The sequence below is a fragment of the Stenotrophomonas sp. 86156_Sma genome (genome assembly GCF_056481625.1).
The window spans coordinates 1873147-1897818 of the sequence record NZ_CM151157.1; the positions used below are offsets into that span (position 1 = coordinate 1873147).

General features: G+C 66.6%; 28 protein-coding genes. 20 read left to right on the forward strand and 8 right to left on the reverse strand.

Features of this window, described 5'->3' with window-relative positions; genetic code table 11:
- Positions 1-206 precede the first annotated feature (206 nt).
- From ACZK33_RS08815 to ACZK33_RS08825, 3 genes are all read left to right on the forward strand, one after another.
- Complete coding sequence (locus ACZK33_RS08815; protein ID WP_423175319.1) at positions 207-974, forward strand: sulfurtransferase; 768 nt, start codon at positions 207-209, stop codon at positions 972-974.
- A 219-nt stretch (positions 975-1193) separates the two neighbouring features.
- On the forward strand, positions 1194-2189 hold the full coding sequence (locus tag ACZK33_RS08820; RefSeq protein WP_423175318.1) for an LLM class flavin-dependent oxidoreductase: 996 nt from the start codon (positions 1194-1196) through the stop codon (positions 2187-2189).
- Positions 2190-2257: 68 nt separating this feature from the next.
- On the forward strand, positions 2258-2755 hold the full coding sequence (locus ACZK33_RS08825) for a pyridoxamine 5'-phosphate oxidase family protein (RefSeq protein ID WP_262227071.1): 498 nt from the start codon (positions 2258-2260) through the stop codon (positions 2753-2755).
- A 92-nt stretch (positions 2756-2847) separates the two neighbouring features.
- Here ACZK33_RS08825 and ACZK33_RS08830 read toward each other — a convergent pair whose 3' ends face one another.
- Together ACZK33_RS08830 and ACZK33_RS08835 are read right to left on the reverse strand one after the other, a co-directional pair.
- Positions 2848-3507: an exopolysaccharide biosynthesis protein gene (locus ACZK33_RS08830; protein WP_032128944.1), complete on the reverse strand. Its 660-nt coding sequence runs from the start codon at positions 3505-3507 to the stop codon at positions 2848-2850.
- On the reverse strand, positions 3491-4834 hold the full coding sequence (locus ACZK33_RS08835) for a hemolysin family protein (RefSeq protein ID WP_134950615.1): 1344 nt from the start codon (positions 4832-4834) through the stop codon (positions 3491-3493). The genes ACZK33_RS08830 and ACZK33_RS08835 overlap by 17 nt, the downstream gene beginning before the upstream one ends.
- Before the next feature lie 283 nt (positions 4835-5117).
- Between ACZK33_RS08835 and ACZK33_RS08840 the strand changes: the two genes are divergently transcribed.
- Together ACZK33_RS08840 and ACZK33_RS08845 are read left to right on the forward strand one after the other, a co-directional pair.
- Complete coding sequence (locus ACZK33_RS08840) at positions 5118-5744, forward strand: DUF47 domain-containing protein (protein WP_004152833.1); 627 nt, start codon at positions 5118-5120, stop codon at positions 5742-5744.
- A gap of 13 nt (positions 5745-5757) precedes the next feature.
- Positions 5758-6879, forward strand: a complete 1122-nt coding sequence (locus tag ACZK33_RS08845; protein ID WP_032128946.1) for an inorganic phosphate transporter — start codon at positions 5758-5760, stop codon at positions 6877-6879.
- Between the two features lie 375 nt (positions 6880-7254).
- Here ACZK33_RS08845 and ACZK33_RS08850 read toward each other — a convergent pair whose 3' ends face one another.
- From ACZK33_RS08850 to parE, 3 genes are all read right to left on the reverse strand, one after another.
- On the reverse strand, positions 7255-8751 hold the full coding sequence (locus ACZK33_RS08850; RefSeq protein WP_049435952.1) for a S10 family peptidase: 1497 nt from the start codon (positions 8749-8751) through the stop codon (positions 7255-7257).
- Between the two features lie 109 nt (positions 8752-8860).
- A complete protein-coding gene (locus tag ACZK33_RS08855; RefSeq protein ID WP_107432345.1) occupies positions 8861-9439 on the reverse strand; it encodes a GNAT family N-acetyltransferase in 579 nt (192 codons plus the stop codon).
- A gap of 147 nt (positions 9440-9586) precedes the next feature.
- Positions 9587-11476: a DNA topoisomerase IV subunit B gene (parE, locus tag ACZK33_RS08860; RefSeq protein WP_019338185.1), complete on the reverse strand. Its 1890-nt coding sequence runs from the start codon at positions 11474-11476 to the stop codon at positions 9587-9589.
- 172 nt (positions 11477-11648) lie between these two features.
- Between parE and ACZK33_RS08865 the strand changes: the two genes are divergently transcribed.
- From ACZK33_RS08865 to truD, 10 genes are all read left to right on the forward strand, one after another.
- Positions 11649-11882 (forward strand): hypothetical protein, encoded by a 234-nt coding sequence (locus tag ACZK33_RS08865; RefSeq protein ID WP_014036734.1) that lies wholly within the window; start codon positions 11649-11651, stop codon positions 11880-11882.
- A gap of 400 nt (positions 11883-12282) precedes the next feature.
- Complete coding sequence (locus tag ACZK33_RS08870) at positions 12283-13947, forward strand: CTP synthase (protein WP_032130113.1); 1665 nt, start codon at positions 12283-12285, stop codon at positions 13945-13947.
- Positions 13948-14036: 89 nt separating this feature from the next.
- Positions 14037-14867: a 3-deoxy-8-phosphooctulonate synthase gene (gene kdsA, locus ACZK33_RS08875; protein ID WP_014036736.1), complete on the forward strand. Its 831-nt coding sequence runs from the start codon at positions 14037-14039 to the stop codon at positions 14865-14867.
- Positions 14864-15211 (forward strand): hypothetical protein, encoded by a 348-nt coding sequence (locus tag ACZK33_RS08880; RefSeq protein WP_107432320.1) that lies wholly within the window; start codon positions 14864-14866, stop codon positions 15209-15211. The genes kdsA and ACZK33_RS08880 overlap by 4 nt, the downstream gene beginning before the upstream one ends.
- Positions 15211-15540, forward strand: a complete 330-nt coding sequence (locus tag ACZK33_RS08885) for a hypothetical protein (protein WP_049400376.1) — start codon at positions 15211-15213, stop codon at positions 15538-15540. The genes ACZK33_RS08880 and ACZK33_RS08885 overlap by 1 nt, the downstream gene beginning before the upstream one ends.
- 96 nt (positions 15541-15636) lie before the next feature.
- Positions 15637-16929 carry a phosphopyruvate hydratase gene (eno, locus tag ACZK33_RS08890; RefSeq protein ID WP_032130116.1) on the forward strand — a complete coding sequence of 431 codons (1293 nt, stop codon included), beginning with the start codon at positions 15637-15639 and terminating at the stop codon, positions 16927-16929.
- 4 nt (positions 16930-16933) lie between these two features.
- Positions 16934-17287 carry a cell division protein FtsB gene (ftsB, locus tag ACZK33_RS08895; protein ID WP_032130117.1) on the forward strand — a complete coding sequence of 118 codons (354 nt, stop codon included), beginning with the start codon at positions 16934-16936 and terminating at the stop codon, positions 17285-17287.
- Positions 17284-17982: a 2-C-methyl-D-erythritol 4-phosphate cytidylyltransferase gene (gene ispD, locus ACZK33_RS08900; protein ID WP_423175317.1), complete on the forward strand. Its 699-nt coding sequence runs from the start codon at positions 17284-17286 to the stop codon at positions 17980-17982. Before ftsB ends, ispD begins: the two co-directional genes overlap by 4 nt.
- Positions 17983-18016: 34 nt before the next feature.
- Complete coding sequence (gene ispF, locus ACZK33_RS08905; protein ID WP_423175316.1) at positions 18017-18514, forward strand: 2-C-methyl-D-erythritol 2,4-cyclodiphosphate synthase; 498 nt, start codon at positions 18017-18019, stop codon at positions 18512-18514.
- Positions 18511-19542, forward strand: coding sequence for a tRNA pseudouridine(13) synthase TruD (gene truD / locus ACZK33_RS08910; RefSeq protein WP_423175315.1), 1032 nt, complete (start codon positions 18511-18513; stop codon positions 19540-19542). The genes ispF and truD overlap by 4 nt, the downstream gene beginning before the upstream one ends.
- Positions 19543-19610: 68 nt before the next feature.
- Here truD and ACZK33_RS08915 read toward each other — a convergent pair whose 3' ends face one another.
- Complete coding sequence (locus ACZK33_RS08915) at positions 19611-20150, reverse strand: Smr/MutS family protein (protein ID WP_423175314.1); 540 nt, start codon at positions 20148-20150, stop codon at positions 19611-19613.
- A gap of 209 nt (positions 20151-20359) precedes the next feature.
- Here ACZK33_RS08915 and surE point away from each other — a divergent pair, with 209 nt between their 5' ends.
- From surE to ACZK33_RS08940, 5 genes are all read left to right on the forward strand, one after another.
- The gene (surE, locus tag ACZK33_RS08920; protein ID WP_010485979.1) at positions 20360-21139 is read left to right on the forward strand and encodes a 5'/3'-nucleotidase SurE; all 780 of its coding nucleotides are present in this window, start codon (positions 20360-20362) and stop codon (positions 21137-21139) included.
- On the forward strand, positions 21136-21813 hold the full coding sequence (locus tag ACZK33_RS08925; RefSeq protein ID WP_010485977.1) for a protein-L-isoaspartate(D-aspartate) O-methyltransferase: 678 nt from the start codon (positions 21136-21138) through the stop codon (positions 21811-21813). The genes surE and ACZK33_RS08925 overlap by 4 nt, the downstream gene beginning before the upstream one ends.
- Before the next feature lie 18 nt (positions 21814-21831).
- Positions 21832-22446: a YqaA family protein gene (locus ACZK33_RS08930; protein ID WP_014036746.1), complete on the forward strand. Its 615-nt coding sequence runs from the start codon at positions 21832-21834 to the stop codon at positions 22444-22446.
- Positions 22443-23228, forward strand: coding sequence for a peptidoglycan DD-metalloendopeptidase family protein (locus ACZK33_RS08935; protein ID WP_032130122.1), 786 nt, complete (start codon positions 22443-22445; stop codon positions 23226-23228). The genes ACZK33_RS08930 and ACZK33_RS08935 overlap by 4 nt, the downstream gene beginning before the upstream one ends.
- A gap of 174 nt (positions 23229-23402) precedes the next feature.
- A complete protein-coding gene (locus ACZK33_RS08940; protein ID WP_107432325.1) occupies positions 23403-23891 on the forward strand; it encodes a hypothetical protein in 489 nt (162 codons plus the stop codon).
- Between the two features lie 27 nt (positions 23892-23918).
- Here ACZK33_RS08940 and ACZK33_RS08945 read toward each other — a convergent pair whose 3' ends face one another.
- Together ACZK33_RS08945 and yhbY are read right to left on the reverse strand one after the other, a co-directional pair.
- Positions 23919-24293 carry an Mth938-like domain-containing protein gene (locus ACZK33_RS08945; RefSeq protein ID WP_423175313.1) on the reverse strand — a complete coding sequence of 125 codons (375 nt, stop codon included), beginning with the start codon at positions 24291-24293 and terminating at the stop codon, positions 23919-23921.
- A gap of 13 nt (positions 24294-24306) precedes the next feature.
- Positions 24307-24612: a ribosome assembly RNA-binding protein YhbY gene (gene yhbY, locus ACZK33_RS08950; RefSeq protein ID WP_004152868.1), complete on the reverse strand. Its 306-nt coding sequence runs from the start codon at positions 24610-24612 to the stop codon at positions 24307-24309.
- Positions 24613-24672: the final 60 nt, after the last annotated feature.

Genomic DNA, 24672 nt, shown 5'->3' on the forward strand with positions numbered 1-24672 from the left:
GCGCTTGCGAAGCAGTGCTTCGCAAGCAAAGCGCCCTCACCCTTGGGGGCTCGATGGCGCCATCCATGGCGCCAACGGTCCCGCCTGCCCACACCGCCACGCCTCTGACAGATTCCGGGTGCCTGCCGGGGTCGGATCCCTCTGCCGTGCAGAGGGATCCGACCCCTGAATCTGTCCGTGCGGGCGGGAGGCGCTAAAATGGCGGGATGATCGCCAATACCGCTGCCTACCATTTCGCCGTCATCGACGCCCCCCAGGCCCTGTGCGACCAGTTGCTGGCGCGTGCCGAGGCGGCGCAGCTGCGCGGTACGATCCTGGTGGCGGGCGAGGGGCTGAACCTGTTCCTGGCGGGTGGGCCGGAGGCGGTCGAAAGTTTCTATGCGGCGCTGCATGCCGATGCGCGCTTTGCCGATATGCGGGTCAAGACCAGCCTGAGCGAGCACCAGCCGTTCGCGCGGCTGAAGGCCAAGGTGAAGGACGAGATCATCAGCTTCCGCCGCGATGACGGCCAGCCGCTGGACTATCCGCGTGCCCCAGCGGTCGATCCGGCCACCGTGCAGCGTTGGCTGCGGCAAGGGCATGACGACGCTGGCAAGCCGGTGGTGATGCTCGATACCCGCAACCTGCAGGAAGTGGAGTACGGCACCTTCAAGGATGCGCTGGTGTTGCCCATCCACAAGTTCACCGACCTGCCCGAGGCATTGGCGCCGCACCGCGAAGCGCTGAAGGACAGCACCGTGGTCAGTTTCTGCACCGGCGGCATCCGCTGCGAGAAGGCGGCACTGTGGATGGCCAATGATGGCATGGACAACGTGCTGCAGCTCGATGGCGGCATCCTCGGCTACTTCGAGGAGGTGGGCGGCGAAGGTTACGAAGGCCGCTGCTTCGTGTTCGACGAGCGCGTGGCGCTGGATGCCGAACTGAAGCCGATGGTCGACCAGCCACTGCCGGAGCCGCGCCCCAGCGCGTTCTGACCGGTTCCGCGGTCGCGCCAGGGATATGTCGATTCCCCGGTAGAGCCGGCCGCTGGCCGGCTGCCAAGGCACTCTTCCTGCCGGCCAGCGGCCGGCACTACCGGATCAAGGGCGGCCCGCCATGAACCGGCCCCACGGGAATCAGCATCCCGCCACCGTCACTGGCCGCTGCGCCTGGCCGCCCCCATGCAGGGGAGATCCTGAGACGGAAAACCGCTGATGATCCCGTTGTCGATCCTTGACCTGGCCCCGGTCTGCGAGGGCAGTGACACCACCGCCGCCTTCGCCAACATGCTGGAACTGGCCCAGCACGCCGATGCGCTGGGCTACCGCCGCTACTGGCTGGCCGAACACCACAACATGCCCGGCATCGCCAGCGCGGCCACGGCCGTGCTGATCGGCCACGTCGCGGGCGGCACCCGGCGCATCCGCGTCGGTGCCGGCGGCATCATGCTGCCCAACCACGCGCCGCTGCAGGTGGCCGAGCAGTTCGGCACGCTGGCCTCGCTGTATCCGGATCGTATCGACCTCGGCCTGGGCCGTGCCCCGGGCACCGACCAGCCAACCGCGCGTGCACTGCGCCGCTACTTCGACAGCGCCGACCAGTTCCCGCAGGACGTGCGTGAGCTGCTGCATTATTTCGAGCCGGTGCAGCCTGGCCAGGCAGTGCAGGCCGTTCCCGGAGGCGGTCTGCGGGTGCCGACCTGGATCCTCGGTTCGAGCCTGTTCGGTGCGCGCATGGCCGCCTCGATGGGCCTGCCCTATGCGTTCGCCTCGCACTTCGCGCCTGATGTGATGGACGAAGCCTTGGCGGTGTATCGCCGCGAATTCCGCCCCTCGGCGACGTTGAAGCAGCCGCACGCGATGCTGGCGCTGAACGTCGTTGCCAGCGACAGCGAGGCCGAATCGCGCCGCCTGTTCACCAGCCAGCAGCAGAGTTTCGTGAACCTGCGCCGTGGTCGACCGGGCAAGATCCCGGCGCCGATCGACGATATCGAAGCTTTCTGGGAACCGCATGAAAAGCTGGGTGTGGAGCGGGCACTGGCCTGCACCGTGCTGGGGGATCCGCAGCAGGTGGCGGACGGCATCGCCGCGTTTGTCGAGCGACACAAGCCCGACGAACTGATGCTCACCGCCAACCTGTATGACCACCGCGCGCGCCTGCGCTCGTTCGAATTGGCCATGCACGCCTGGCATGCCCGCCACGCGGGCTGAACAATTGCGTCACGGCCCATTGCGGCCGAACCGCGTCTGATGGGGGCTCACACCGATGGAGCCCCCACATGGCTGATACCCGCGCCGAACACATCGCCCAACTGGCCGAGCTGATCAAGGACGTCGAGGTGGCGATGTTCACCACGACCGGCGTCGATGGACGACTCTACAGCCGGCCGCTGGCTACCCAGCAGGTCACCTTCGACGGCGATCTGTGGTTCGTCATCACCGCCGACAGCCCCAAGGTCGCCGAGATCGCGCTGGATCCATACGTCAACGTGGCCTACGCCTCGCCGTCGAAGAACACCTATGTGTCGGTGGCTGGGCGTGCGCGCATCGTCGACGACCGCGCGAAGATCGAAGAGCTGTGGTCGCCGGCCATGAAGCTGTTCTTCCCCGGCGGCAAGGATGACCCGAACCTGCGCCTGATCCAGGTGCGCGCCGACTCGGCCGAATACTGGGACGGCCCGGGCACGCTGCTGGGGACGGCGCTGAGTTTCGTGCTGTCGGCCGTGCAGGACGAGCCCGCGCCGTTGGCCGACAACGGATTCATCGACCTTCGATGATGGCCGATGCCCAGCATTGGTAGTACCGGCCGCTGGCCGGCAAACCTGGAAGCGTGGCAGCCGGCCAGCGGCCGGCTCTACCGGATTCCGGCTCAGAACCAACGCTGGAACAGCTCCACCGTATAGCCCACCAGCTGCCCCGAACTGAAACCGAAGAAGGCGATCGCCGCCAGCGCCGCGATCCAGTTGAACAGCATCAGCGCGCCATCGCGTTCCAGCAGTGCCAGCGAGAACAGCAGCAGCTGGAAGCCGAACAGGAAGTTGGTGAAGGGAATCGGTAACGACAGCAGCAGGCCCAGCAACACCAGCAGCAGGCCGCTGAAGGCATGCGCCGGCAGCGGTGTCAGCAGCTGCGGCAGGCGCGGTTTCAGCATCTTGTCCAATCGCCGCAGCGGGCGGTCGATGCGGTCCAGGAAGCGGTGCATGGTGCCGCGCTTGGGCCCGCGGCGGGCGATGAAGCCGGGCAGCCACGGCCGGCGCAGGCAGAACAGCATCTGCAGGCCGATCAGGATCACCAGCGGGCCGCTGACCGCGCCGCCCATGCCCGGGATCGGGATGAACGACGGCAGGATCGCCACAAACAGGAACACGCCGAACGCGCTCTGCTGCAGGTTGCACAGGATCTGGCCGAGCGGCATGTGCTCGGCCGGGTCGCCGGAGGCGAACATCTCCAGCAGGGTGCGGATGCCCTCGTTACGGTAGGCCGGGCGCTCAACGCCCGGACCCTGGCCGGCCTCAGGCGGTGAGCTCATCGGCCTGCTCGTCGGACAGCGTGCGCAGCAGCAGCTTGTCCACCCGCGCACCATCCAGGTCGACCACCTCGAAGCGCCAGCCGGCCCAGTCGAAGTACTCGCCCGCGTGCGGGATGCGGCCAAAGTAGTGAATGCACATGCCGGCCAGCGTGTAGTAGTCGCCATCCTCGGCATCGGGCAGGTCGTTGCTGCCGATCAGCTCGCGCAGGTCCTCGATCGGCAGCGAGCCGTCCACCAGCAGCGAGCCGTCCTCGCGGGTCACCACCAGCGCATCTTCGTCGGCATTTTCCACTGCCTGCAGGCGGCCGACCACGGCGCCCATCAGGTCGCTGATGGTCACCAGGCCCTGGATCTCGCCGTACTCGTCCACCACCAGCGCCATCGACTGCTGTTCCTCGCGGAAGATCTCCAGCAGCTTCATCGCGTGGGTGGATTCAGACACGTACAGCGGCTCGCGCAGGGTCTGGAACAGCGCGTTGTCGCCGCGCGCCATGCGCGTGGCCAGCGATTTCAGTTCAAGCACGCCGACCACGTCCATGTCGTTGTCGCGCAGCACCGGGTAGCGCGAGAACTCGTGCTCGGCCATGATTTCCAGGTTGCGCTCCAGCCCAGCCTGGGTATCCAGCCAGGCGATGCGGTTGCGCGGGGTCATCAGGCTGTCGGCGGTGCGGTCGCCCAGGCGCATGACGCGGTTCATCATGTCGCGCTCGTGGGCGTCGATCACACCGGCCTCGTGGCTCTCGGCCACCAGCATGCGGATCTCTTCTTCGGTCACCGAGGCAACTTCGTCCTTGCCTAGCCCCATCAGGCGCAGGACCAAGCGGGTCGAATGGGACAGCAGCCACACGGCCGGGAATGCAATTCGGGCCAGCCAGCCCATCGGCAGGGCTACCATGCCAGCGATGTCTTCCGAACGGGTGATGGCCAGGCGCTTGGGCACCAGCTCACCGAAAATCAGCGTCAGGAAGGTGATCAGCGCCACCGCCAGCGTCTTGCCGATCAGGTTCGACAGCGGCTGCGGATTGCCGAACAGGGTGATGGTGTCGGCCAGCGACGGGAACAACACCTGAAGGTGATGGGCGATGCTGTTACCGATGGCCTCACCGCCGTACACGCCGGTCAGGATGCCGCCCAGGGTGATGCCGATCTGGACGGTGGACAGGAAGTTCTCCGGCTTCTCGGACAGCTCAAGCGCCTTGGCGGCGCGCTTGGAAGTGCTGGCCATCTGCTTCAGGCGGCTCTTGCGCGAGGTCATGACCGACATTTCGGACATGGCGAAGAAGCCGTTGAACACGATCAGGGCCAAAACTATCAGGATCTCAAACACGGGCGTCGTCCCCGGTTGGTGGCAGGGAGGGCGGGTGCTTGCGATGGCGGCTGGCGCTCAGGAACAGGGTCCGGCGCGGCGCAGGGGGGTAAGGGTCGTCGTCCATAAGGTGCGCCCGAAGGCGCGCTGGCATCTTAGCAAAGGGGCGTGGCAGGGTGGCAACCGCCTGTTCAGGTTGGGGCTTCCAGAGCCCCGGAAGGGGGCAGGGATACCCGTGATGGTCATCTAGCCGTCATAATTCCGTCTGGTGCCGTCCTTCCCGCGACGGCTGACAGGTTTCTCAATGTTCTCTCTGCAGACCATTTTCGGTTCCGGCAAACAGTTCTACACCCTGCTCGATGAGGCTGCCGTCGCGGCTTCCGACGCCGCCAAGGCGTTGCATTCCATGCTGCGCGAGGCCGACCGCCAGCCCGCGCTGGACGCGTTCAAGCTGGCCCGCCTGCGCGAACGCGCGGCCTCGGACAAGATCAGCCAGGCGCTGGTGGACAGCTTCATGACCCCGATCGAGCGCGAAGACATCGAAGCGCTGGGCTCGGCGCTGTACAAGATCCCGAAGCAGATCGAGAAGTTCGCCGATCGCTATTCGCTGGCCACGACCCACCTGGAGCACATCGACTTCGCGCCGCGCGCGGCGATGCTGGAACAGGCTGCCGGCGTGGTGGTGGAGATGGTGGCCGACCTGCGCCACATGAACCTGGACCGGATGACCGCTCTCAACGAGAAGCTGCGTTCGCTGGAGAACGAGGCCGACCGCCTGATGCTCGAGCTGTACCGCGACATCTACTCGGGCCGCCTGGACAACCTGCAGATGTTCCTGCTGAAGGAATTCTTCGAGATCCTGGAAAAGGCCATCGACCGCTGCCGCGAGGCCGGCGTGGTGGCGTACCAGATCGTGTTGAAGAACAGCTGACGGACGCCGCCGCATGTTGACCCTTGTCCTGGTGGTGATCCTGGCCGCGCTCGTCTTCGAGTTCATCAACGGCTTCCACGACACCGCCAACTCCATTGCCACCGTGGTGGCGACCAAGGTGCTCTCGCCCGGCTGGGCGGTGATGCTGGCCGCCTTCATGAACCTCATCGGTGCACTGACCGGTACCGCGGTGGCGCTGACCATCGCCTCGGGCCTGCTCAACACCAACGTGGTCGACGTCACCCCGCAGGTGATCCTGTGCGCCCTGCTGGGCGGCATCATCTGGAACCTGATCACCTGGTGGAAGGGCCTTCCGTCCTCGTCCTCGCACGCGCTGATCGGTGGCCTCTGCGGCGCCGGCCTGGCCGCCGCCCACAACAACTGGGACGCACTGATCTGGTCCGAGCGCCTGGGCAGCTGGGCACAGAACAAGGGCCTGCTGTGGAAGGTGTTCGTGCCGATGATCACCTCGCCGATCGCCGGCTTCCTGCTCGGCATCGTGGTGATGGTGCTGCTGTGGGGCCTGATCGCCGGGCTGGCCAAGATCGGTGGTGCCATCGGTCGTCTGGCCCGCCCGCGCATCGTCAACGCTTTCTTCGGCAAGGCGCAGATCGCCTCGGCGGCCTACATGGGCTTCGCCCACGGCCACAACGACGCGCAGAAGACCATGGGCATCATCGCCATGACACTGATCGGTGCCGAGGCCACCGGTGCGCTGGATGACCTGCCGTCGTGGCTGGCCTTCATGCACCCGGACGCCAGCGCCGGTGACGGCATCGCGATGTGGATCGTGCTGACCTGTGCGGTGGTGATGGCCGCCGGTACCGCCTCGGGCGGCTGGAAGATCATCAAGACCCTGGGTCACAAGATGGTCAAGCTGCACCCGATCCACGGCTTCGCCGCGGAGACCAGCTCGGCCACCATCCTGACCCTGGCCGCCCACTTCGGCATGCCGGTCTCGACCACGCACAGCATCTCCACCGCGATCATGGGCGTCGGCTTCGCCAAGAACCCGCGCTCGCTGAAGTTCGGCGTGATCGAACGCATCGTCTGGGCCTGGATCCTGACCATCCCGGCCGCAGGTGGTTGTGCGTACCTGATCCTGAAGCTGTTCGAACTGTTCGGCTGGACCTGATCGCCGCGCCAAGGTGCACACGAAAAAGCCCGCCGGATACCGGCGGGCTTTTTTCATGGGCAGAGAATTCTTCCGGACACATCGTGTCGACCAAGGTCGACACCTACCAGAGCAGAAACAGGGATCCGCCCCCGTGCCGACCAACGGTCGGCACCCACCAACAGCGCACGGAAACTGTCGAAGGCGGGGTGGGATGGGCAGGCGGGGGCGCAGAGCGCCATGGATGGCGCTCTACGAGGCACGCAGGAGCAGTTTTTGCCGTCCCCCGCCTGCCCATCCCACCCCGCCAACCCACGGAATGCCAGCTCTTGCTGTTGCAGTGGCAGTTGATCCCCAGCGGGTGCCGGGCCGCAGGCCCGGCCACCACCACCACCCTCAGTTACGCTGGAACAACGCCTGCACATCCCTGCGGAACGCCGCCTGGCTGTCCGCCCGGCTGTAGAACATGTGCCCGCCCGGATAACTGCGCACCTGCACCCGGTCCGGATTGCTGCCCATCGCCGGCATCTGGTCCACCGTCAGGATCGACCCCATGAACGGGCACGACAGATCATTCCAGCCATGCACGATCAGCACCTGCAGATGCGGATCGATCGCCACCGCCTGCCGCAGCTGGGTCACCGCGCCCTGGCGCAGCTCGCCGTTGCGGTCCCACAGCCGGTTCACGTCGTAGTTCAGCGCCTGGTAGCGTGCATCCACCTTCCAGCCAACCACCCGCGTCACGAAGTCGACCATCGCCGTGGTGGTCGGCGCGATGATGCTGTCCAGCAGCGGATCGTTGGCGCGCTGTTCCGGATCATTCGGGAACGGATCGAACGCGGTCACGTTGGAGTCGTAGCGGCTGCCCAGCGTGCCCTTGTCGCGGAACACCTCACGCAGATAGGCCTGCGTCTCCAGTCGGCCACCGGCGCGGCGCACGAACTGCGGGTCCAGCCCGGTCAGCTCGGTCACCCGGCGCAGCATCGCCTCGGTCGCCTGCGGATCGCTGCGGCCCTTCATCAGCGCAGTGGCGTAGTCGCCGCGGGTGTATTCCACCACGTCGCGCATCGCCGCATCGGTCAGTTTGCCCTGGCGCTCCAGGTGCGCTGCAGCGATCGACGGCAGCGTCTGCATCCACGCCATCGGCGAGACATCGGCGTTGTCTTCCAGAGTCGGGCTCAGGTAGGGCGACACCAGCACCAGGCCGTTCATCGCCACGCCCAGGCGGGTCTGCAGGAAGTGGGTGATGCGCGGGCCGCGGTAGCCGCCGTAGCTCTCGCCGGTCAGGTACTTGCGTGCACCCATGCGCTGGTTGCGCAGCAGCCAGTCGTAGATCGAGCGCGACAGGTATTCGATGTCGGCGCTGGGGTTGTACAGCTGCTTCTTCGCTTCGTCATCGCCGATGCGTGCACGGCTGAAGCCAGTGCCGACCGGGTCGATGAACACCAGGTCGGTGAAGTCCAGCCAGGTGCCGGGGTTGTCGTGCAGGGTGGCCGGCGCCGATGCGCTGTCACCCTCCGAACCAAAGGTGACCACCTTGGGCCCGATCGCGCCCATGTTGAGGTAGACCGACGATGCACCCGGGCCGCCATTGAGCGCGAAGGTCACCGGCCGGTCCTTGCCCGGCATCGTATAGGCGGTGAACACCACATCGGCGATCACCTTGCCCTTGGCATCGCGCACCGGCAGGGTGCCGACGGTGGCGGTGTAGTCCAGGGTGCGGCCGGCCAGGCGCATGCTCTGGCGGGCTGACGCATCGGCGGGCAGCGCGGGCGCTTCGGTCTTGTCGTCTTTCGGATCGGGCTTGGCCTCGGCGTCGGGCGCGGCCAGCACGCTGGCTGGGGCGATGAGCAGGCCGACGCAGAGCGCGGCAGTGTGCAGCAGGGACTTCATGGCACCGGATCGGCAGCGGAAGGGGGTTCCGATGCTAGGCCGGTGGAGGGCATGTCGTATGTGTCCAAAGGCATGGCCGCGCGTCGAGGCCGCCAGTGGCCAGATTGGGTCAAGCGGGCAGGGTGGTGCGCAGTTCGTCGTCGGCCAGCAGGCCGTATACCGCCGAATCGGACAGTTCGCCCTGGATGCGCCAGCGCTGCCGCAGCACGCCCTCCAGGTGGAAGCCCAGCCGTTCAAGCACGTGTGCCGAGGGCCGGTTGCGCGGGTCGACTTCGGCTTCCACGCGATGCAGGCGCAGGGTCTGGAACAGGTAGTCCAGCAGGTGCTGCAGCGCTTCGTGCATGTAGCCCTGGCCTTGCCTGTCGGGGGCCAGAAGGTAGCCGATCTCGGCACGAGCGGCATCGCGATCCAGGGCGAACACCACGCAGATGCCCAGCAACGGGCCGTCCAGCGTTTCGCGCACGGCCAGCTTGAGCTGGGTGCCGGTGGCCTGTGCCGCCAGGTCATCGTCGATCTGCGCGCGCGCTTCGGCCGGTCGTGTCCACGCCGGGTGGTTCCAGAACCGCATCACGTCCGGATCGGACTGGATCGCGAACAGGGCGGCCGCATCGTCGCGGCGGATCGGGCTCAGGACCAGGCGCGCGCTGTGCAGCGGCAGGCCCGGGAACAGCAGCGAGTGGCTGGCCAATACGATGGTCCACACAGATGGACGCGCATTATGGCCCCGCCGGGTTTGCCGATGGGGGCGTAATGCCAAGGGCACATGAACCGGCATTACCGGGCGATGGGGCCAGAGCCGTTTCCCTGCAGGAAACGGATCCGGCCCCGCGTCGGGTCAGACTTCCAGCGAAGCCAGATCGCCCTTGCTCTCCAGCCAGCCCTTGCGGTCGGAGGCGCGCTTCTTGGCCAGCAGCATGTCCATCAGCGAACGGGTCTGCTCGCCGTCGTCCACGGTCAGCTGCACCAGGCGGCGGGTGTCGGGGTGGATGGTCGATTCACGCAGCTGTGGCGGATTCATCTCGCCCAGGCCCTTGAAGCGGGTGACGTTGATCGCGCCCTTGATCTTCTCGCGTTCGATCTTGTCCAGCATCGAGCGCTTCTCTTCTTCGTCCAGGGCATAGAACACCTGCTTGCCCACATCGATGCGGAACAGCGGTGGCATCGCCACGAACACGTGGCCGGCATCGACCAGCGCCGGGAAGTGCTTGAGGAACAGCGCGGTGAGCAGGGTGGCGATGTGCAGGCCGTCCGAGTCCGCGTCGGCCAGGATGATGACCTTGCCGTAGCGCAGGCCAGCAATGTCGTCCTTGCCGGGGTCGCAGCCGATGGCCACGGCCAGGTTGTGCACTTCTTCCGACGCCAGCACGCTGTTGGAGGAAACTTCCCAGGTGTTGAGGATCTTGCCGCGCAGCGGCAGGATCGCCTGGAAGTCCTTGTCACGCGCCTGCTTGGCGCTGCCGCCTGCCGAGTCACCCTCCACCAGGAACAGCTCGGTGCGCGACAGGTCCTGGCTGATGCAGTCGGCCAGCTTGCCGGGCAGGGCCGGGCCCTGGGTGACTTTCTTGCGGACGACCAGCTTTTCGGTCTTCAGGCGCGCGCTGGCGCGCTCGATGGCGATCTGCGCGATCTTCTCGCCCAGCTCCACGTTCTGGTTCAGCAGCAGGCTGAACGCATCGTGGGCGGCGCCTTCGATGAAGCCGGCGGCCTGGCGCGAGGACAGGCGTTCCTTGGTCTGGCCGCTGAACTGCGGGTCGGTCATCTTCAGCGACAGCACGAACGACACGCGGTCCCACACGTCTTCCGGGGCCAGCTTGACGCCACGCGGCAGCAGGTTGCGGAAGTCGCAGAACTCGCGCAGCGCCTCGGTCAGGCCGGTGCGCAGGCCGTTGACGTGGGTGCCGTGCTGGGCAGTGGGGATCAGGTTGACGTAGCTTTCCTGCACCAGCTCGCCTTCCGGCAGCCAGGCCACGGCCCAGTCCACGATCTCGGTGTCTTTCTTCAGGTTGCCGACGAACAGCTCGGCCGGCAGCATCTCGCGATCGCCCAGCTCCAGCTTCAGGTAATCGCGCAGGCCGTCTTCGTAGTACCAGGTATCAACTTCACCGGTGGCTTCGTCGGTCAGCTTCACGGTCAGGCCGGGGCACAGCACGGCCTTGGCGCGCAACAGGTGCTTGAGCGCGCGCACCGCGAACTTGGGCGTGTCGAAGTACTTCGGGTCCGGCCAGAAGCGCACGCGGGTGCCGGTGTTCTTCTTGCCGACGCTGCCGACCACTTCCAGCGGGGTGGCGCGGTCGCCGTTGCGGAAGGTGATGCGGTGTTCGGCACCTTCGCGCTTGATGTGCACCTCCACCAGGGTCGACAGCGCGTTGACCACGCTGACGCCGACGCCGTGCAGGCCGCCGGAGAAGGTGTAGTTGTTGTTGCTGAACTTGCCGCCTGCATGCAGGCGGGTGAGGATCAGTTCGACGCCCGGGATCTTCTCTTCCGGATGGATGTCCACCGGCATGCCGCGGCCGTCATCGCTGACCTCCACGCTGCCGTCCTTGTACAGGGTGATCTCGATCGAGCGGGCATGGCCGGCGAGGGCCTCGTCCACCGAGTTGTCGATCACTTCCTGCGCCAGGTGGTTCGGGCGCGCGGTGTCGGTGTACATGCCGGGACGGCGCTTGACCGGGTCAAGGCCGGACAGGACTTCAATATCGGCGGCGTTATAGCGGGCGTTCATCTATCTTCTAAAGCGCGGAGCGACGCGCAAGTGTGCGGTCTGGGCGGCGATTTTGCACGCCTGCGGTTCAGCCTCGGCGCCGGGGAGGGGGTAAAATGGCAGCCGCTGGAATCTGAACGCCGGCGGCCCCCGTTGGGTCGAAACGTCCAAGCCATACCGCGAGGAGGACCTCATGAAGAAGTTGCTGACCATTGCAATCCTGGCCGCTGCCGCTGTTGCAGTGCCGCTGGTGGTGGCGCAGAACGCTGGCCAGCCGGCCCCGCAGCAGGGTGACCAGGCCGACAAGGCGCAGGCCGAGGCCGATGCCAAGGCCAAGCGTCGTGCCCAGGCCAATGCCGAAATGAAGGCGCAGGGCCAGCCGGCCCCGCAGAAGGAAGAAGAGGAAGAGGCGCGGAAGAAGCGCTGATCCCGCAACCTGCCAAGCGCCCTTGCGACAAGGGTTGCGCACCGGAACGCCCCGCCCAGCGGGGCGTTTTTTGTTGGATCGGCCGCACAAGCCCCTTGGGTTGGCGGCCATCAATCTGTAAACTATGGCTTTCCGGGAGTAAGTGCGTGTCCACCATTTGCGAATGGGCTGGAGCGGCCAAGCGTGGCTTCCAGCATGGCGGGTCGCAGGTGACGGTCGATTTGACCGGCACGGTCGCCCCGACCTCGCACGGTGGTCCCCGTCCGGCGCCTGCCGTCGCACGGATCCGCACCTCCCTCGCTGCCACAGCGAACCGGAAAACCCCCTCTGAGCACCATGCCTGCCCTCCGGGCGCGCGTGGTGCTGCCGTTTTCCATTTCCAGACAGGATGCTTGCAGCCATGACTCCCTTGATTTTCGTAACCGGCGGCGTGGTGTCCTCGCTCGGCAAAGGCATTGCCGCCGCGTCGCTGGCCGCCATTCTCGAAGCCCGTGGCCTGAAGGTCACGATGATGAAGCTCGACCCGTACATCAACGTCGACCCGGGCACCATGAGCCCGTTCCAGCACGGTGAGGTCTACGTCACCGACGACGGCGCCGAGACCGACCTCGACCTGGGCCACTACGAGCGCTTCGTGCGCACCCGCCTGAGCCGCAAGAACTCGGTCACCACCGGTCGTATCTACGAGAACGTGATCCGCAAGGAACGCCGCGGCGACTACCTGGGTGCGACCGTGCAGGTCATTCCGCACATCACCGACGAGATCCGCCGCTGCATCGACGAAGCCACCGAAGGCTACGACGTGGCGCTGGTGGAGATCGGCGGTACTGTCGGCGACATCGAGTCGCTGCCGTTCCTGGAAGCGATCCGCCAGGTGCGCACCGAGCGTGGCCCGGAGAAGGCACTGTTCATGCACCTCACCCTGGTGCCGTACATCGGCGCCGCCGGTGAGCTGAAGACCAAGCCGACCCAGCACTCGGTGAAGGAACTGCGCTCGATCGGCATCCAGCCGGACGTGCTGCTGTGCCGTTCGGAACAGGCCGTGCCGGATTCGGAGCGCCGCAAGATCGCCCAGTTCACCAACGTTTCCGAGCGCGCGGTGATCAGCGTGCCGGACGTGGACGTCCTGTACCGCATTCCGTCAGGCCTGCATGCGCAGGGCCTGGACGAGATCGTCGTCAACCAGCTGAAGCTGGCCGACAAGGTCGGTCCGGTCGATCTGTCGATGTGGGAAGACGCGGTCGATGCGACCCTGCATCCGCTGGACGAAGTGACCATCGCCGTGGTCGGCAAGTACGTCGATCACCAGGATGCCTACAAGTCGGTCGGCGAAGCGCTCAAGCACGGCGGCCTGCGCCAGCGCACCAAGGTCAACCTGAAGTGGCTGGAAGCACAGGACCTGGAAGGCACCGACATGGCTGCACTGGCCGATGTCGACGGCATCCTGGTGCCGGGCGGCTTCGGTGACCGTGGTTTCGAAGGCAAGGTGCTGACCTCGAAGTTCGCCCGCGAGCAGCACGTGCCGTACTTCGGCATCTGCTACGGCATGCAGGCGGCCGTCGTCGATTACGCCCGCAACGTGGTCGGCCTGGAAGGTGCCAACAGCACCGAGAACGACCGCCAGTCGCCGAACCCGGTGATCGGCCTGATCACCGAATGGCGCACGGCAACCGGCGACGTCGAAAAGCGTGATGACAAGAGCGACCTCGGTGGCACCATGCGCCTGGGCCTGCAGGAACAGCGCCTGAAGCCGGGCACGCTGGCCCGTGAGCTGTACGGCAAGGACGTGGTTGCCGAGCGCCACCGCCACCGCTACGAGTTCAACAACCGCTACCGCACCCAGCTGGAAGATGCGGGCCTGGTGATCGCCGGCAAGTCGATGGACGACACCCTGGTGGAAGTGGTGGAGCTGCCGCGCGATGCGCACCCGTGGTTCCTGGCCTGCCAGGCGCACCCGGAATTCCTGTCCACGCCGCGTGACGGCCACCCGCTGTTCATCGGTTTCATCCGTGCCGCACGCGAGCGCAAGGCTGGCGGCAAGCTGCTGCAGGAAGCCCGCGCCTGACTTGTGATGGGGGCCGCCGGCCCCCATCTTGCACGCTTCAACCCCCAGCGCACCGGCCCGGCCGGTGCCGCGGACAACAAGGAAACGCCATGAAACTGTGTGGATTCGAGGTCGGGCTGGACCAGCCCCTGTTCCTGATCGCCGGCCCCTGCGTGATCGAGTCGATGCAGCTGCAGCTCGATACCGCCGGCAAGTTGAAGGAAGTCACCGACAAGCTCGGCGTCAACTTCATCTTCAAGTCCAGCTTCGACAAGGCCAACCGCACCTCGGGCACCGCGTTCCGCGGCCCGGGCATGGAAGAGGGCCTGAAGGTCCTGGCCGAGGTCAAGAAGCAGATCGGCGTGCCGGTGCTGACCGACGTCCACGAATACACCCCGATGGATGAAGTGGCCTCGGTGGTGGACGTGCTGCAGACCCCGGCGTTCCTGGTCCGCCAGACCGACTTCATCCGCAAGGTGTGCTCGGCCGGCAAGCCGGTCAACATCAAGAAGGGCCAGTTCCTGGCGCCGTGGGACATGAAGCCGGTCGTGGAAAAGGCCAAGGCCACCGGCAACGAGCAGATCATGGTCTGCGAACGCGGTGCCAGCTTCGGCTACAACAACCTGGTCAGTGACATGCGTTCGCTGGCGGTGATGCGCGATACCGGTTGCCCGGTGGTGTTTGACGCCACCCATTCGGTGCAGCTGCCGGGTGGGCAGGGCACCAGTTCCGGTGGCCAGCGTGAGCACGTGCCGGTGCTGGCCCGCGCCGCCGTGGCGGTGGGCATCTCCGGCCTGTTCGCCGAAACCCATCCGGACCCGTCCAAGGCGCTGTCCGATGGCCCCAATGCATGGCCGCTGGACCAGATGGAAGCGCTGCTCGAGACCCTGATGGAACTCGATGCGGTGACCAAGAAGCACGGCTTTTCGCGCTTCGCGTGAGTCGTGACCCGTGGCTGGCGCTGGAAACCCAGCGTCACCGCCGGCACTGGAAACAGTGGCCCTGGGGCCTGATCGCACTGGGTCTGGCCGTGCTGTTCACCGTGGGCATGTTCGGGCTGGTACTGATCGGCGCTGCGTCGGTGCGGCCCCCCGGTGATGGCAGCAGTGCGCTCGATCTGCGGGCGTACTTCATTGCGCTGCTGGTGGCGGAGCTGCTCGGTGCGGTGGGCTGCGTCGCTGCCGCTGTGCTGGCCTGGCGGCTGAATCGCGGCAAGGTCACGGCTGGCCTGGCGATCATCCTGCTCTCGCTGTGGCTGGGCGCCCTGTTCTACGGATTGCTCTGATGAATACGACCACATCGGCGCGTGGCTGGCCCTGGGGCCTGATCGCCCTGGGGCTGTCCGTGTTGACCTGGATCGCCCTGGTGGTGGGCGTGCTGGCCTTCACGTCCGGTTTCCGGCCGCCGGGGGATGGAAACAACGGCGTGCAGGCCACGCAGTGGTGGCTGCTGGGCGCGCTGGTCACGATGGTGCTGTCCTTCCTGGGCAGCCCGGTGGCGATGGTGCTGGCCTGGCGACGGCGGCGTGGCCCCATCCTGGCAGCGATTGCCGGTGCATTGCTGGTGATGCTGGTGTCGATGATCCTGATCGTGATCGGGTCCAGTTGGGGCTGAAGCCGCCCACGCCATTTGGCAAGTGGCGGGCAGCCGGGGATAATCACGCGGCATTCGTTTTGTCGCCCCCTCTCCATACAGGTAACCGGCCCGACCATGAGTACGATCCGCAGCATCCACGCCCGTGAAATCCTCGACAGCCGTGGCAACCCCACGCTGGAAGCCGAAGTCATCCTGGAGGACGGTTCGTTCGGTCGTGCCGCGGTTCCCTCCGGCGCCTCGACCGGCACCAAGGAAGCGGTCGAGCTGCGTGACGGCGACAAGACCCGTTACCTGGGCAAGGGCGTGCGCAAGGCTGTCGACAACGTCAACACCACCATCGCCAATGCGCTGAAGGGCTTCGAAGCCACCGACCAGGCCGGCCTCGACCGTCGCCTGATCGACCTCGACGGCACCGAGAACAAGGGTCGCCTGGGCGCCAACGCGCTGCTGGGTGTTTCGATGGCCGCCGCGCACGCCGCCGCTGCATCGAACAAGCAGGCGCTGTGGCAGTACCTTGCCGCCAAGACCGGTGTGACCCCGTCGCTGCCGGTGCCGATGATGAACATCATCAACGGCGGCGCGCACGCCGACAACAACGTCGACTTCCAGGAGTTCATGGTGCTGCCGGTCGGCTTCACCTCGTTCTCCGAAGCGCTGCGCGCGGGCACCGAAATCTTCCATTCGCTGAAGTCGGTGCTGAAGGGCCACGGCCTGAGCACGGCGGTCGGCGACGAAGGCGGCTTCGCACCGGACTTCCGCAGCAACGTCGAGGCGCTCGACACCATCCTCGAAGCGATCGGCAAGGCTGGCTACACCGCCGGTGAAGACGTGCTGCTGGGCCTGGACGTCGCCTCCAGCGAATTCTTCGAAAACGGCAAGTACAACCTGGTCGGCGAGAACAAGCGCCTGACCTCCGAGCAGTTCGTCGACTTCCTCGCCGACTGGGCCGCGCAGTACCCGATCATCACGATTGAAGATGGCCTGGCCGAGAACGACTGGGCCGGCTGGAAGCTGCTGACCGACCGCATCGGCAAGAAGGTGCAGCTGGTTGGCGACGACCTGTTCGTGACCAACCCGAAGATCTTCCAGGAAGGCATCGACTCGGGCACCGCCAACGCGATCCTGATCAAGGTCAACCAGATCGGCACGCTCAGCGAAACCCTGGAAGCGATCGCGATGGCCGACCGCGCCGGCTATGCCGCCGTCGTCTCGCACCGTTCGGGCGAAACCGAAGACACCACCATTGCCGATATCTCGGTGGCCACCACCGCCACCCAGATCAAGACCGGCTCGCTGTGCCGCAGCGATCGCGTGGCCAAGTACAACCAGCTGCTGCGCATCGAGGAAGCCCTCGGCGCCGGCGCGCGTTACGCCGGTCGTGACGCGTTCGTTTCGCTGAAGCGCTGAGCCGATGCGCGACTGGCGCTGGATGCTGCTGGTGCTGGCCCTGCTGCTGGGCTGGCTGCAGTACCGCTTCTGGTTCGGTCCGGGCAACTCGGGTGAAGTGATGATGCTCGAAGCCCAGGTCGCCAACCAGGAGCGGGACAATGAGGGTCTGCAGCAGCGCAACGACGCGCTCGCTGCCGAAGTGAAGGACCTCAAGGAAGGCCAGTCCGCCATCGAGGAACGCGCGCGCAGCGAGCTGGGCATGATCAAGCCTGGCGAGAAGTTCTACCGTGTGGTCGAGGATGCGCCGGTCCACCCGGCGCAGCCTGCTGCCGGCGTCACTGCCCAGGCGGGCGAACACCCGGCAGACGTGCCATGAGCACGGCGATCTGGGTCGTTGTTCCTGCGGCCGGCCGTGGCACCCGCTTCGGTGCACCGCTGCCCAAGCAGTACCTGCAGGCGGGCGGGCAGATCCTGCTCGCCCACACGCTGGACGCGCTGCTGGCGCACCCCGCCGTGGCCGGAGCGATGGTGGTGATCGGCCAGGACGATGCCGACTGGCCGGGCTGGAATGAGTGGTCGGGCAAGCCGGTGCTGACCTGCATCGGCGGCGCGACCCGTGCCGCCTCGGTGCTGGCCGGGTTGCAGGCGCTGCCGGACACCGTGCGTGCCGATGAATTCGTGCTGGTTCACGATGCTGCACGGCCGAACCTGTCGTTGGCCGATCTCGGTCGTCTGCTTGAAGTCGGTCGTGCCGACCCGGTCGGGGCGATCCTGGCTGCGCCGGTGCGCGATACCCTCAAGCGCGCTGGCGACGACGGCGGCATCGATGGCACCGAGCCACGCGAGCGCCTGTGGCGCGCACTGACGCCGCAGCTGTTCCGCCGCCACCAGCTCAGCCGCGCGCTGTCTGACGCTGCGGCCGCCGGTGTTGACGTCACCGACGAGGCCATGGCCATGGAGCGCCAGGGCCAGCGCCCGCTGCTGGTGGAAGGCAGCGAGGACAACTTCAAGGTCACCACCCCGGCCGATCTGGACCGGTTCGAATTCGTACTTTCCCGCCGCGCCGGCTGACCGTCCGCGCGGCCCTGTTGCAAGGGTTGCATCCATGAGCACCGCACCGTTCCCGCCCGTCCGCATCGGCCAGGGCTACGACGTCCATGCCTTCGGTGAAGGCGATCACATCATGCTCGGCGGAGTGAGCGTGCCGCACAGCTGCGGCGTGCTCGCGCACAGCGATGGCGACGTGATCCTGCACGCCCTGTGCGATGCGATGCTCGGCGCGCTGGCGCTGGGCGATATCGGCCAGCATTTCCCGCCGAGCGACGACCGCTGGAAGGGCGCCGACAGCAGTGATTTCGTTCGCCATTGCCACAGCCTGCTGCGCGAGCGTGGCTGGCGCGTCGGCAACACCGACATCACCGTGATCTGCGAGCGTCCGAAGGTCGGCCCGCATGCGCTGGCGATGCGTGAGCGCATCGGTGGGTTGCTGCAGTTGCCGCTGGATGCAGTCAGCGTCAAGGCCACCACGTCTGAGAAGCTGGGCTTCACCGGTCGTGGCGAAGGCATCGCCGCACAGGCGGTGGTACTGCTGGTGGCGGCATGATCCCGCTGCCGTTGGCGTTTGGTGCACCGTTGCTGACGGCGCGCATCCGCACCATGCCGGACGATTTCCAGGTTGACGAACTGCCGGCCTTCGAGGCGACCGGTGAAGGCGAGCACCTGCTGCTTCACATCCGTAAGCGCGGTGCCAACACCGTGCATGTGGCCAAGCTGCTGGCCAAGTGGGCTGGCCTGCCGGAAATGGCGGTGAGCTACGCCGGCATGAAGGATCGCCATGCGGTCACCACCCAGCGTTTCAGCGTGCACCTGCCCAAGCGCGTCGCGCCGGACCTGGCCGAGCTGGCTAGCGACGAGATCGAAGTGCTCGAAGCCACCTGGCACAACCGCAAGCTGCAGCGTGGCGCACTGGCCGGCAACCGCTTCAAGCTGGTGCTGCGCGAGGTGCAGGGTGATGCCACGGCGATCAGCGAGCGTCTGCAGCAGATTGCCGAGCGCGGCCTGCCGAACTGGTTCGGCGAACAGCGCTTTGGCCGTGACGGCGGCAATGTGCCGGCGGCACTGGCGATGTTCGGTGGCCGCCGCATGCGCAAGGATCAGCGTTCACTTCTGCTCTCTGCAGCCCGCTCGGCGCTGTTCAACCGCGTGCTGGCCGCGCGCGTGGAGCAGGGCAACTGGGATCAGCCGCTCGATGGCGAAGTGTGGATGCTCGATGGCAGCCGCAGCGTGTTCGGACCCGAGCCGTACACCGACGTGCTGGCCGAGCGACTGGCGCGTTTCGACATCCATCCCAGCGCGCCGCTGTGGGGCGAAGGCGAGCTGCGCAGCACCGACGCGGCACGTGAGCTGGAGCTGGCCGCGCTGGACGACGAGGAATCGAAGGCGCTGCGGGCCGGCCTGGAAGACGCGCGCCTGAAGCAGGAGCGCCGCGCGCTGCGCCTGCGCCCGGCGCTGCTGCAGCACCAGTGGCTGGCCGACGACGTGCTGGAGCTGTCGTTCGCGCTGCCGCCAGGCTGCTACGCCACCGCCGTGCTGCACGAACTCGGCCCGGTCGAGGACGCCTCGCAGGCCTGACGGAAAAGGGGACGGAGGGAATTAAGTCGTTTGTGGCACAAACGACTTAATTCCCTCCGTCCCCTTTTTCAACGCCGCGCCAGCAGCACCAGTACCGCGCCGGTACCGCCTTGCCCGGTCGGTGCCGAATGGAATGCCAGCACGTCGTTGCGCAGCCGCAGCAGGCGATCGACCAGGTTCTTCAGCACCGGCGCACCGCCATCGGACTGCAAACCCTTGCCGTGGATGATGCGCACGCAGCCATACTCGTGTGCATGCGCTTCCAGCAGGAACTGGCGCAGCAGGGCTTCGGCCTGCGCGGCGTTGGCGCCGTGCAGATCCAGTTCGTCCTGCACCGAGTACTGGCCGCGCTTGAGGCGCTGGAACAGGCGTGGTGGCAGGTTGTCGCGGCGATAGCTGGCCACGTCGCCGGCTTCCAGCGGCGTGCTGTCGCGCAGCAGCCGGGCGAATTCGCCGGCGGCTTCGGCCTCGTCACGTTCGGCCATGCGCGCGCGCGGCTTCGGCCGGGGCGCGGCAGGCGCCGGCTCGGCATCCTTGCGCAGCGGCGTCACTTCGCCGATGGCCGCACGGAACAATGCGGCCGGATCTTCGTCTTCAGGGTGCGACATGCGCACAGGGTAAACCGCCGGCGCAGCTCTGCCTATGACGGTTCGATGTCGGTCATGACCGCCGACAGGGTAGGACCGGCGGCTCGCATGCGGCACAATAGACGATGCCCTTGCAGGGTCGACGGCTTCCGCAGGGGAGTACGACGGTCCCGCCCACACTGCACGGTGACGGAATCGAATTCTTGGAAAATCAAGCGGTTAAATCGAAGATGCGAATCCTGGTCAGTAACGACGATGGCGTCGACGCCGCAGGCATCCGGATGCTTGCTTCGGTGCTGCGCGAGGCCGGACACGAAGTCACGGTGGTCGCGCCCGACCGTGATCGCTCCGGCGCCAGCAATTCGCTGACCCTGGACCTGCCGATCCGCCTCAAGCGCATCGACCATTACACCGTCTCGGTGGCCGGCACTCCGACCGACTGCGTGCACCTGGCGCTGACCGGGCTGCTCGAGTTCGAACCGGACATTGTCGTGTCCGGCATCAACAATGCCGCCAACCTCGGCGATGACGTGATCTACTCCGGCACCGTCTCGGCGGCGATGGAAGGTCGCTTCCTCGGGCTGCCGGCGGTGGCGGTCTCGCTGGTTACCCGCAACCACGATCCGAAACACTTCGAGACCGCCGCGCGCGCTGCGGTGGAGATCGTTGCCCGGCTCAAGGCCGATCCGTTGCCGGCTGACACCATCCTCAACGTCAACGTGCCTGATCTGCCGTGGAGCGAGGTCAAGGGCTTCGAGGTCACCCGCCTCGGCAACCGCCACCGCGCCGAAGGCTGCATCGCGCAGAAAGACCCGCGCGGCAACGAGGTGTACTGGATCGGCCCGGCCGGCCGTGAGCAGGATTCTGGCCCCGGTACCGACTTCCATGCGGTGCGCACCGGGCATATCTCGATCACCCCGATCCAGGTGGACCTGACCCGCTACCAGGCACTGGAGAAAGTGGCCAGCTGGGTCGGCGGCCTCAGTGCCGCGCTGGACCAGCCGGCATGAGTCCACGCCTGCGCCTGCAACCGGAAGCCGTCGGTATCGGCATGACCTCGCAGCGTGTGCGTGACCGCCTGGTCGACCGCCTGCGCGAAGCCGGCATCGTCGACGAGCCGACCTTGAATGCGATCCGGGTGGTGCCGCGCCATCTGTTCATCGACGAGGCACTGGCCTCGCGCGCGTATGAAGACACTGCGCTGCCGATCGGCCACGGCCAGACCATCTCGCAGCCCTGGGTGGTCGCGCGGATGACCGAGGCGGTGCTCCAGGTCGCGCCGAAGCGGGTGCTGGAAGTCGGCACCGGTTCCGGTTACCAGGCCGCCATCCTCGGTGCGCTGGGCCTGGAGGTCTACACCGTGGAGCGCATTGGTGATCTGCTGCGGCAGGCCCGCAAGCGCTTCCGTGCGCTGGGAATGAACATCCGCACCAAGCATGACGACGGTCGCGTCGGCTGGGCCGAGCACGGTCCGTTCGATGCCATCGTGGTTACTGCGGCGGCGCCGGCACTGGTCGACGCCCTGATCGAGCAACTGGCCGAGGGCGGCCGCCTGGTGGCGCCGGTCGGTGGCCCCGGGGCGCAGTCGCTGGTACAGCTGGACCGCAAGGCCGACGGCAGCATCGAACAACACGTGCTGGCGCCGGTCACCTTCGTACCGCTGCTGTCTGGCATGCTCGACTAATCCACGGAGCAGGGTTGCATGAAGATTTTCGGGCCGCTGTACGAGCGGGCGATGAAGTGGGCGGCGCACGAACGCGCGCCGACCTACCTGACGGTGTTGAGCTTCTTCGAGGCGATCATCTTCCCGGTGATGCCGGAGGTGATGCTGGCGCCGATGTGCGTGGCCCAGCCCAAGCGCGGTTGGTGGTTCGCCACCCTGAGCCTGGCCGGCTCGATGGTTGGCGCACTGGTTGGCTACGCGCTGGGTCATTACGCCTTCGAGGCGATCAAGCCGCTGTTCGAGGCGCTGGGCATGCTGCCGGCCATCGAGCAGGGCATCACCACCGTGCAGGCGAAGATGGCCGAGTCGCCGTGGGCAGTGTTCACCTTCCTGGTGCTGGGCGGATTCATGCCCATCCCGATGAAGGTCTTCACGTGGGCATCGGGTATCGTCGGTGTACCGATGCCGCAGTACCTGTTGAGCATGCTGATCGGTCGTGGCAAGCGCGTGTTCGTGCTGGCTGCGGTCATCCGTATCGGTGGTGCGCGTGCTGAAGCGGCACTGCGTCGCTGGATTGAACCGCTGGGCTGGATCGCCACCGCGCTGGTGGTGGTGCTGATCGCCTGGCTTGTATGGAGGTCGAAGTTCGCATGAGTCCTGATCGTCTGAGCAAGGGAGTGCGCATCGGCGCGCTGGCGTTGCTGGTTTCCACCCTGGCCGCCTGCGGCACCGCCACCGTGGTTCGTCCTGGTGGTGGCAGCACCGGTGGTGGTGTGACCACGCCGAAGACCTCGGTACCCAAGCCGGGGCAGACCGTGGTGGTGCGCAAGGGCGACACCATCTATGCGCTGGCCCGCATCCATGACATCACCCCGGCCGACCTGATTGCCTGGAACAGCCTGGACAACCCCTCGACGATCTATCCGGGGCAGGTCATCCGGCTGTATCCGGCCGGTGCCAGCGGCGGCCGCGCACCCACCACGGTGGTCACCCCGCCGCGTTCCGGTGGCAGCAGTGGCGGCAGCACCACGCCGGCCCCGGCGCCGGTCGGTCCGGTGAAGAGCAACATCGCCTGGCGCTGGCCGGCTGATGGCGCCATCGTTGGCCGCTACGTGGCTGGTGATGCGACCAAGCAGGGCGTTGACATCGCCGGCACCAGCGGCCAGGCGGTCAAGGCCACCGCCAATGGCGTGGTGGTGTATTCCGGCGCCGGCCTGGTCGGCTACGGCGAGCTGATCATCATCAAGCACAGCGACCAGTGGCTGTCGGCCTATGGCCACAACCGCAAGCGCCTGGTGAATGAAGGCCAGAGCGTGAAGGCCGGTGAGCAGATCGCCGAAATGGGCCGTACCGGTGCGAACCGCGACATGGTCCACTTCGAGATTCGCTACAACGGCAAGCCGGTCGACCCGCAGCAGTACCTGCCGGCACGCTGATCGTCAGATGCGATAGCGCCGGGCCATGCCCGGCGTTCCTGGCCCGTAGAGGCGAGCCATGCTCGACCCGGGTACCGCAGAGTGGTCATTTGCGATCTTGTGTGTCGCAGGCTCACCTTCACGGCGGACGGGATACCCGGCATTCTTGAGCGGTCCCAGTCAATCCGGTGCCCCATGCTCCGTCCTGCTTCCACTCTCGCGTTGCTCATCGTCGCGCCGCTGGCCTCCGCAGCCAGCGATCCGCGCGACGTGGTCACCCGTCTTTACGCGGCCGTCCAGGCGCCGGCTTCGGACGAAGCGACCATTCCGCCGTTGCTGGGCGATGCGCTGCGCTCAGCCATCGATGCGCAGCGCGCTTACGAGCGGGCCTGTGCGGTGCTGGCCGCGCATGACGAGAAGCCGCACATGTTGGACCAGAGCCCGTATCTCATGGCGCCGGATCGGCCGGAAACGGTAAAGGTGGGGCTGCCCGCGACGAGCGGCGATGGCAGTTGGGTGCTCGTCGAAATGGCGATAGGCGACTATCGCTGGACCGACCGTGTCCTGCTGCAAAGGCAGGGTCAGGACTGGAAGGTCATGGACATCCGCTGGGGCCAGGGCGGCAACCTGATCGGGCGGCTGAAGCAGTTCTCGGCCTTCCGCTGCACCGCTTCTGGCGGCTAGCGCCGGGGCGCGCCCGACGCCTCGACCTCAGCCTTCCAGAATGAAAGCGGCCGCGACCTTGCGGCCTTCGCCCGCCAGGATGTTGAAGGTGCGCGCGGCGGCCGGATTGTTCATCACTTCCAGGCCGATGCCGCGTGACAGGCAGGCAGCCATCACCGCTGCCGGCGGGAATACCTGGCGGTCACCCGTGCCGAGCACGATCAGCGCCGGGTTCAGCGCCAGGATCGGCTCCAGGTCAGCCAGCTGCAGCGCGGTGGCGCTCACTACCGGCCATTGCGTGACCAGCTGGTCCGGGGTCAGGAAGAAACTGCTGCCCAGCACCTGGTCATTCACCTTGGCCGAGCGGCCATCGGCGGCGCGCAGGCTGTAGGCGTAATCGGGCGGTTCGTGGTTCAGCTGCATGGCAGTAAGGCGATCAGCCGCGCGGCAGCACGATCTGGCGCTGTTCCTTGCTCGGGCGGTACAGCACGGCGACGTGGCCGATGCGCTGTACCAACGCGCTCTCGGTGGCTTCGACGATCTCGCCGATCATCACGTCACGGGCGTCGCGGTCTTCGGCAGCGACCTTCACCTTGACCAGCTCGTGGCGCTCCAGCACTTCGTTCAGCTCAGCGATGAAGGCCGGGGTCACGCCCTTGCCGCCGGTCTGCAGCAGGGCCTTCAGGTCGTGGGCTTGGCCGCGCAGGAAACGGGTCTGGGAAGCGGTCAGGGCGATGGACATGCAGGAAAACACGGTTGAATGGGGCGATCAGGGTATCATGAGGACCCCATCAGCCCCTAT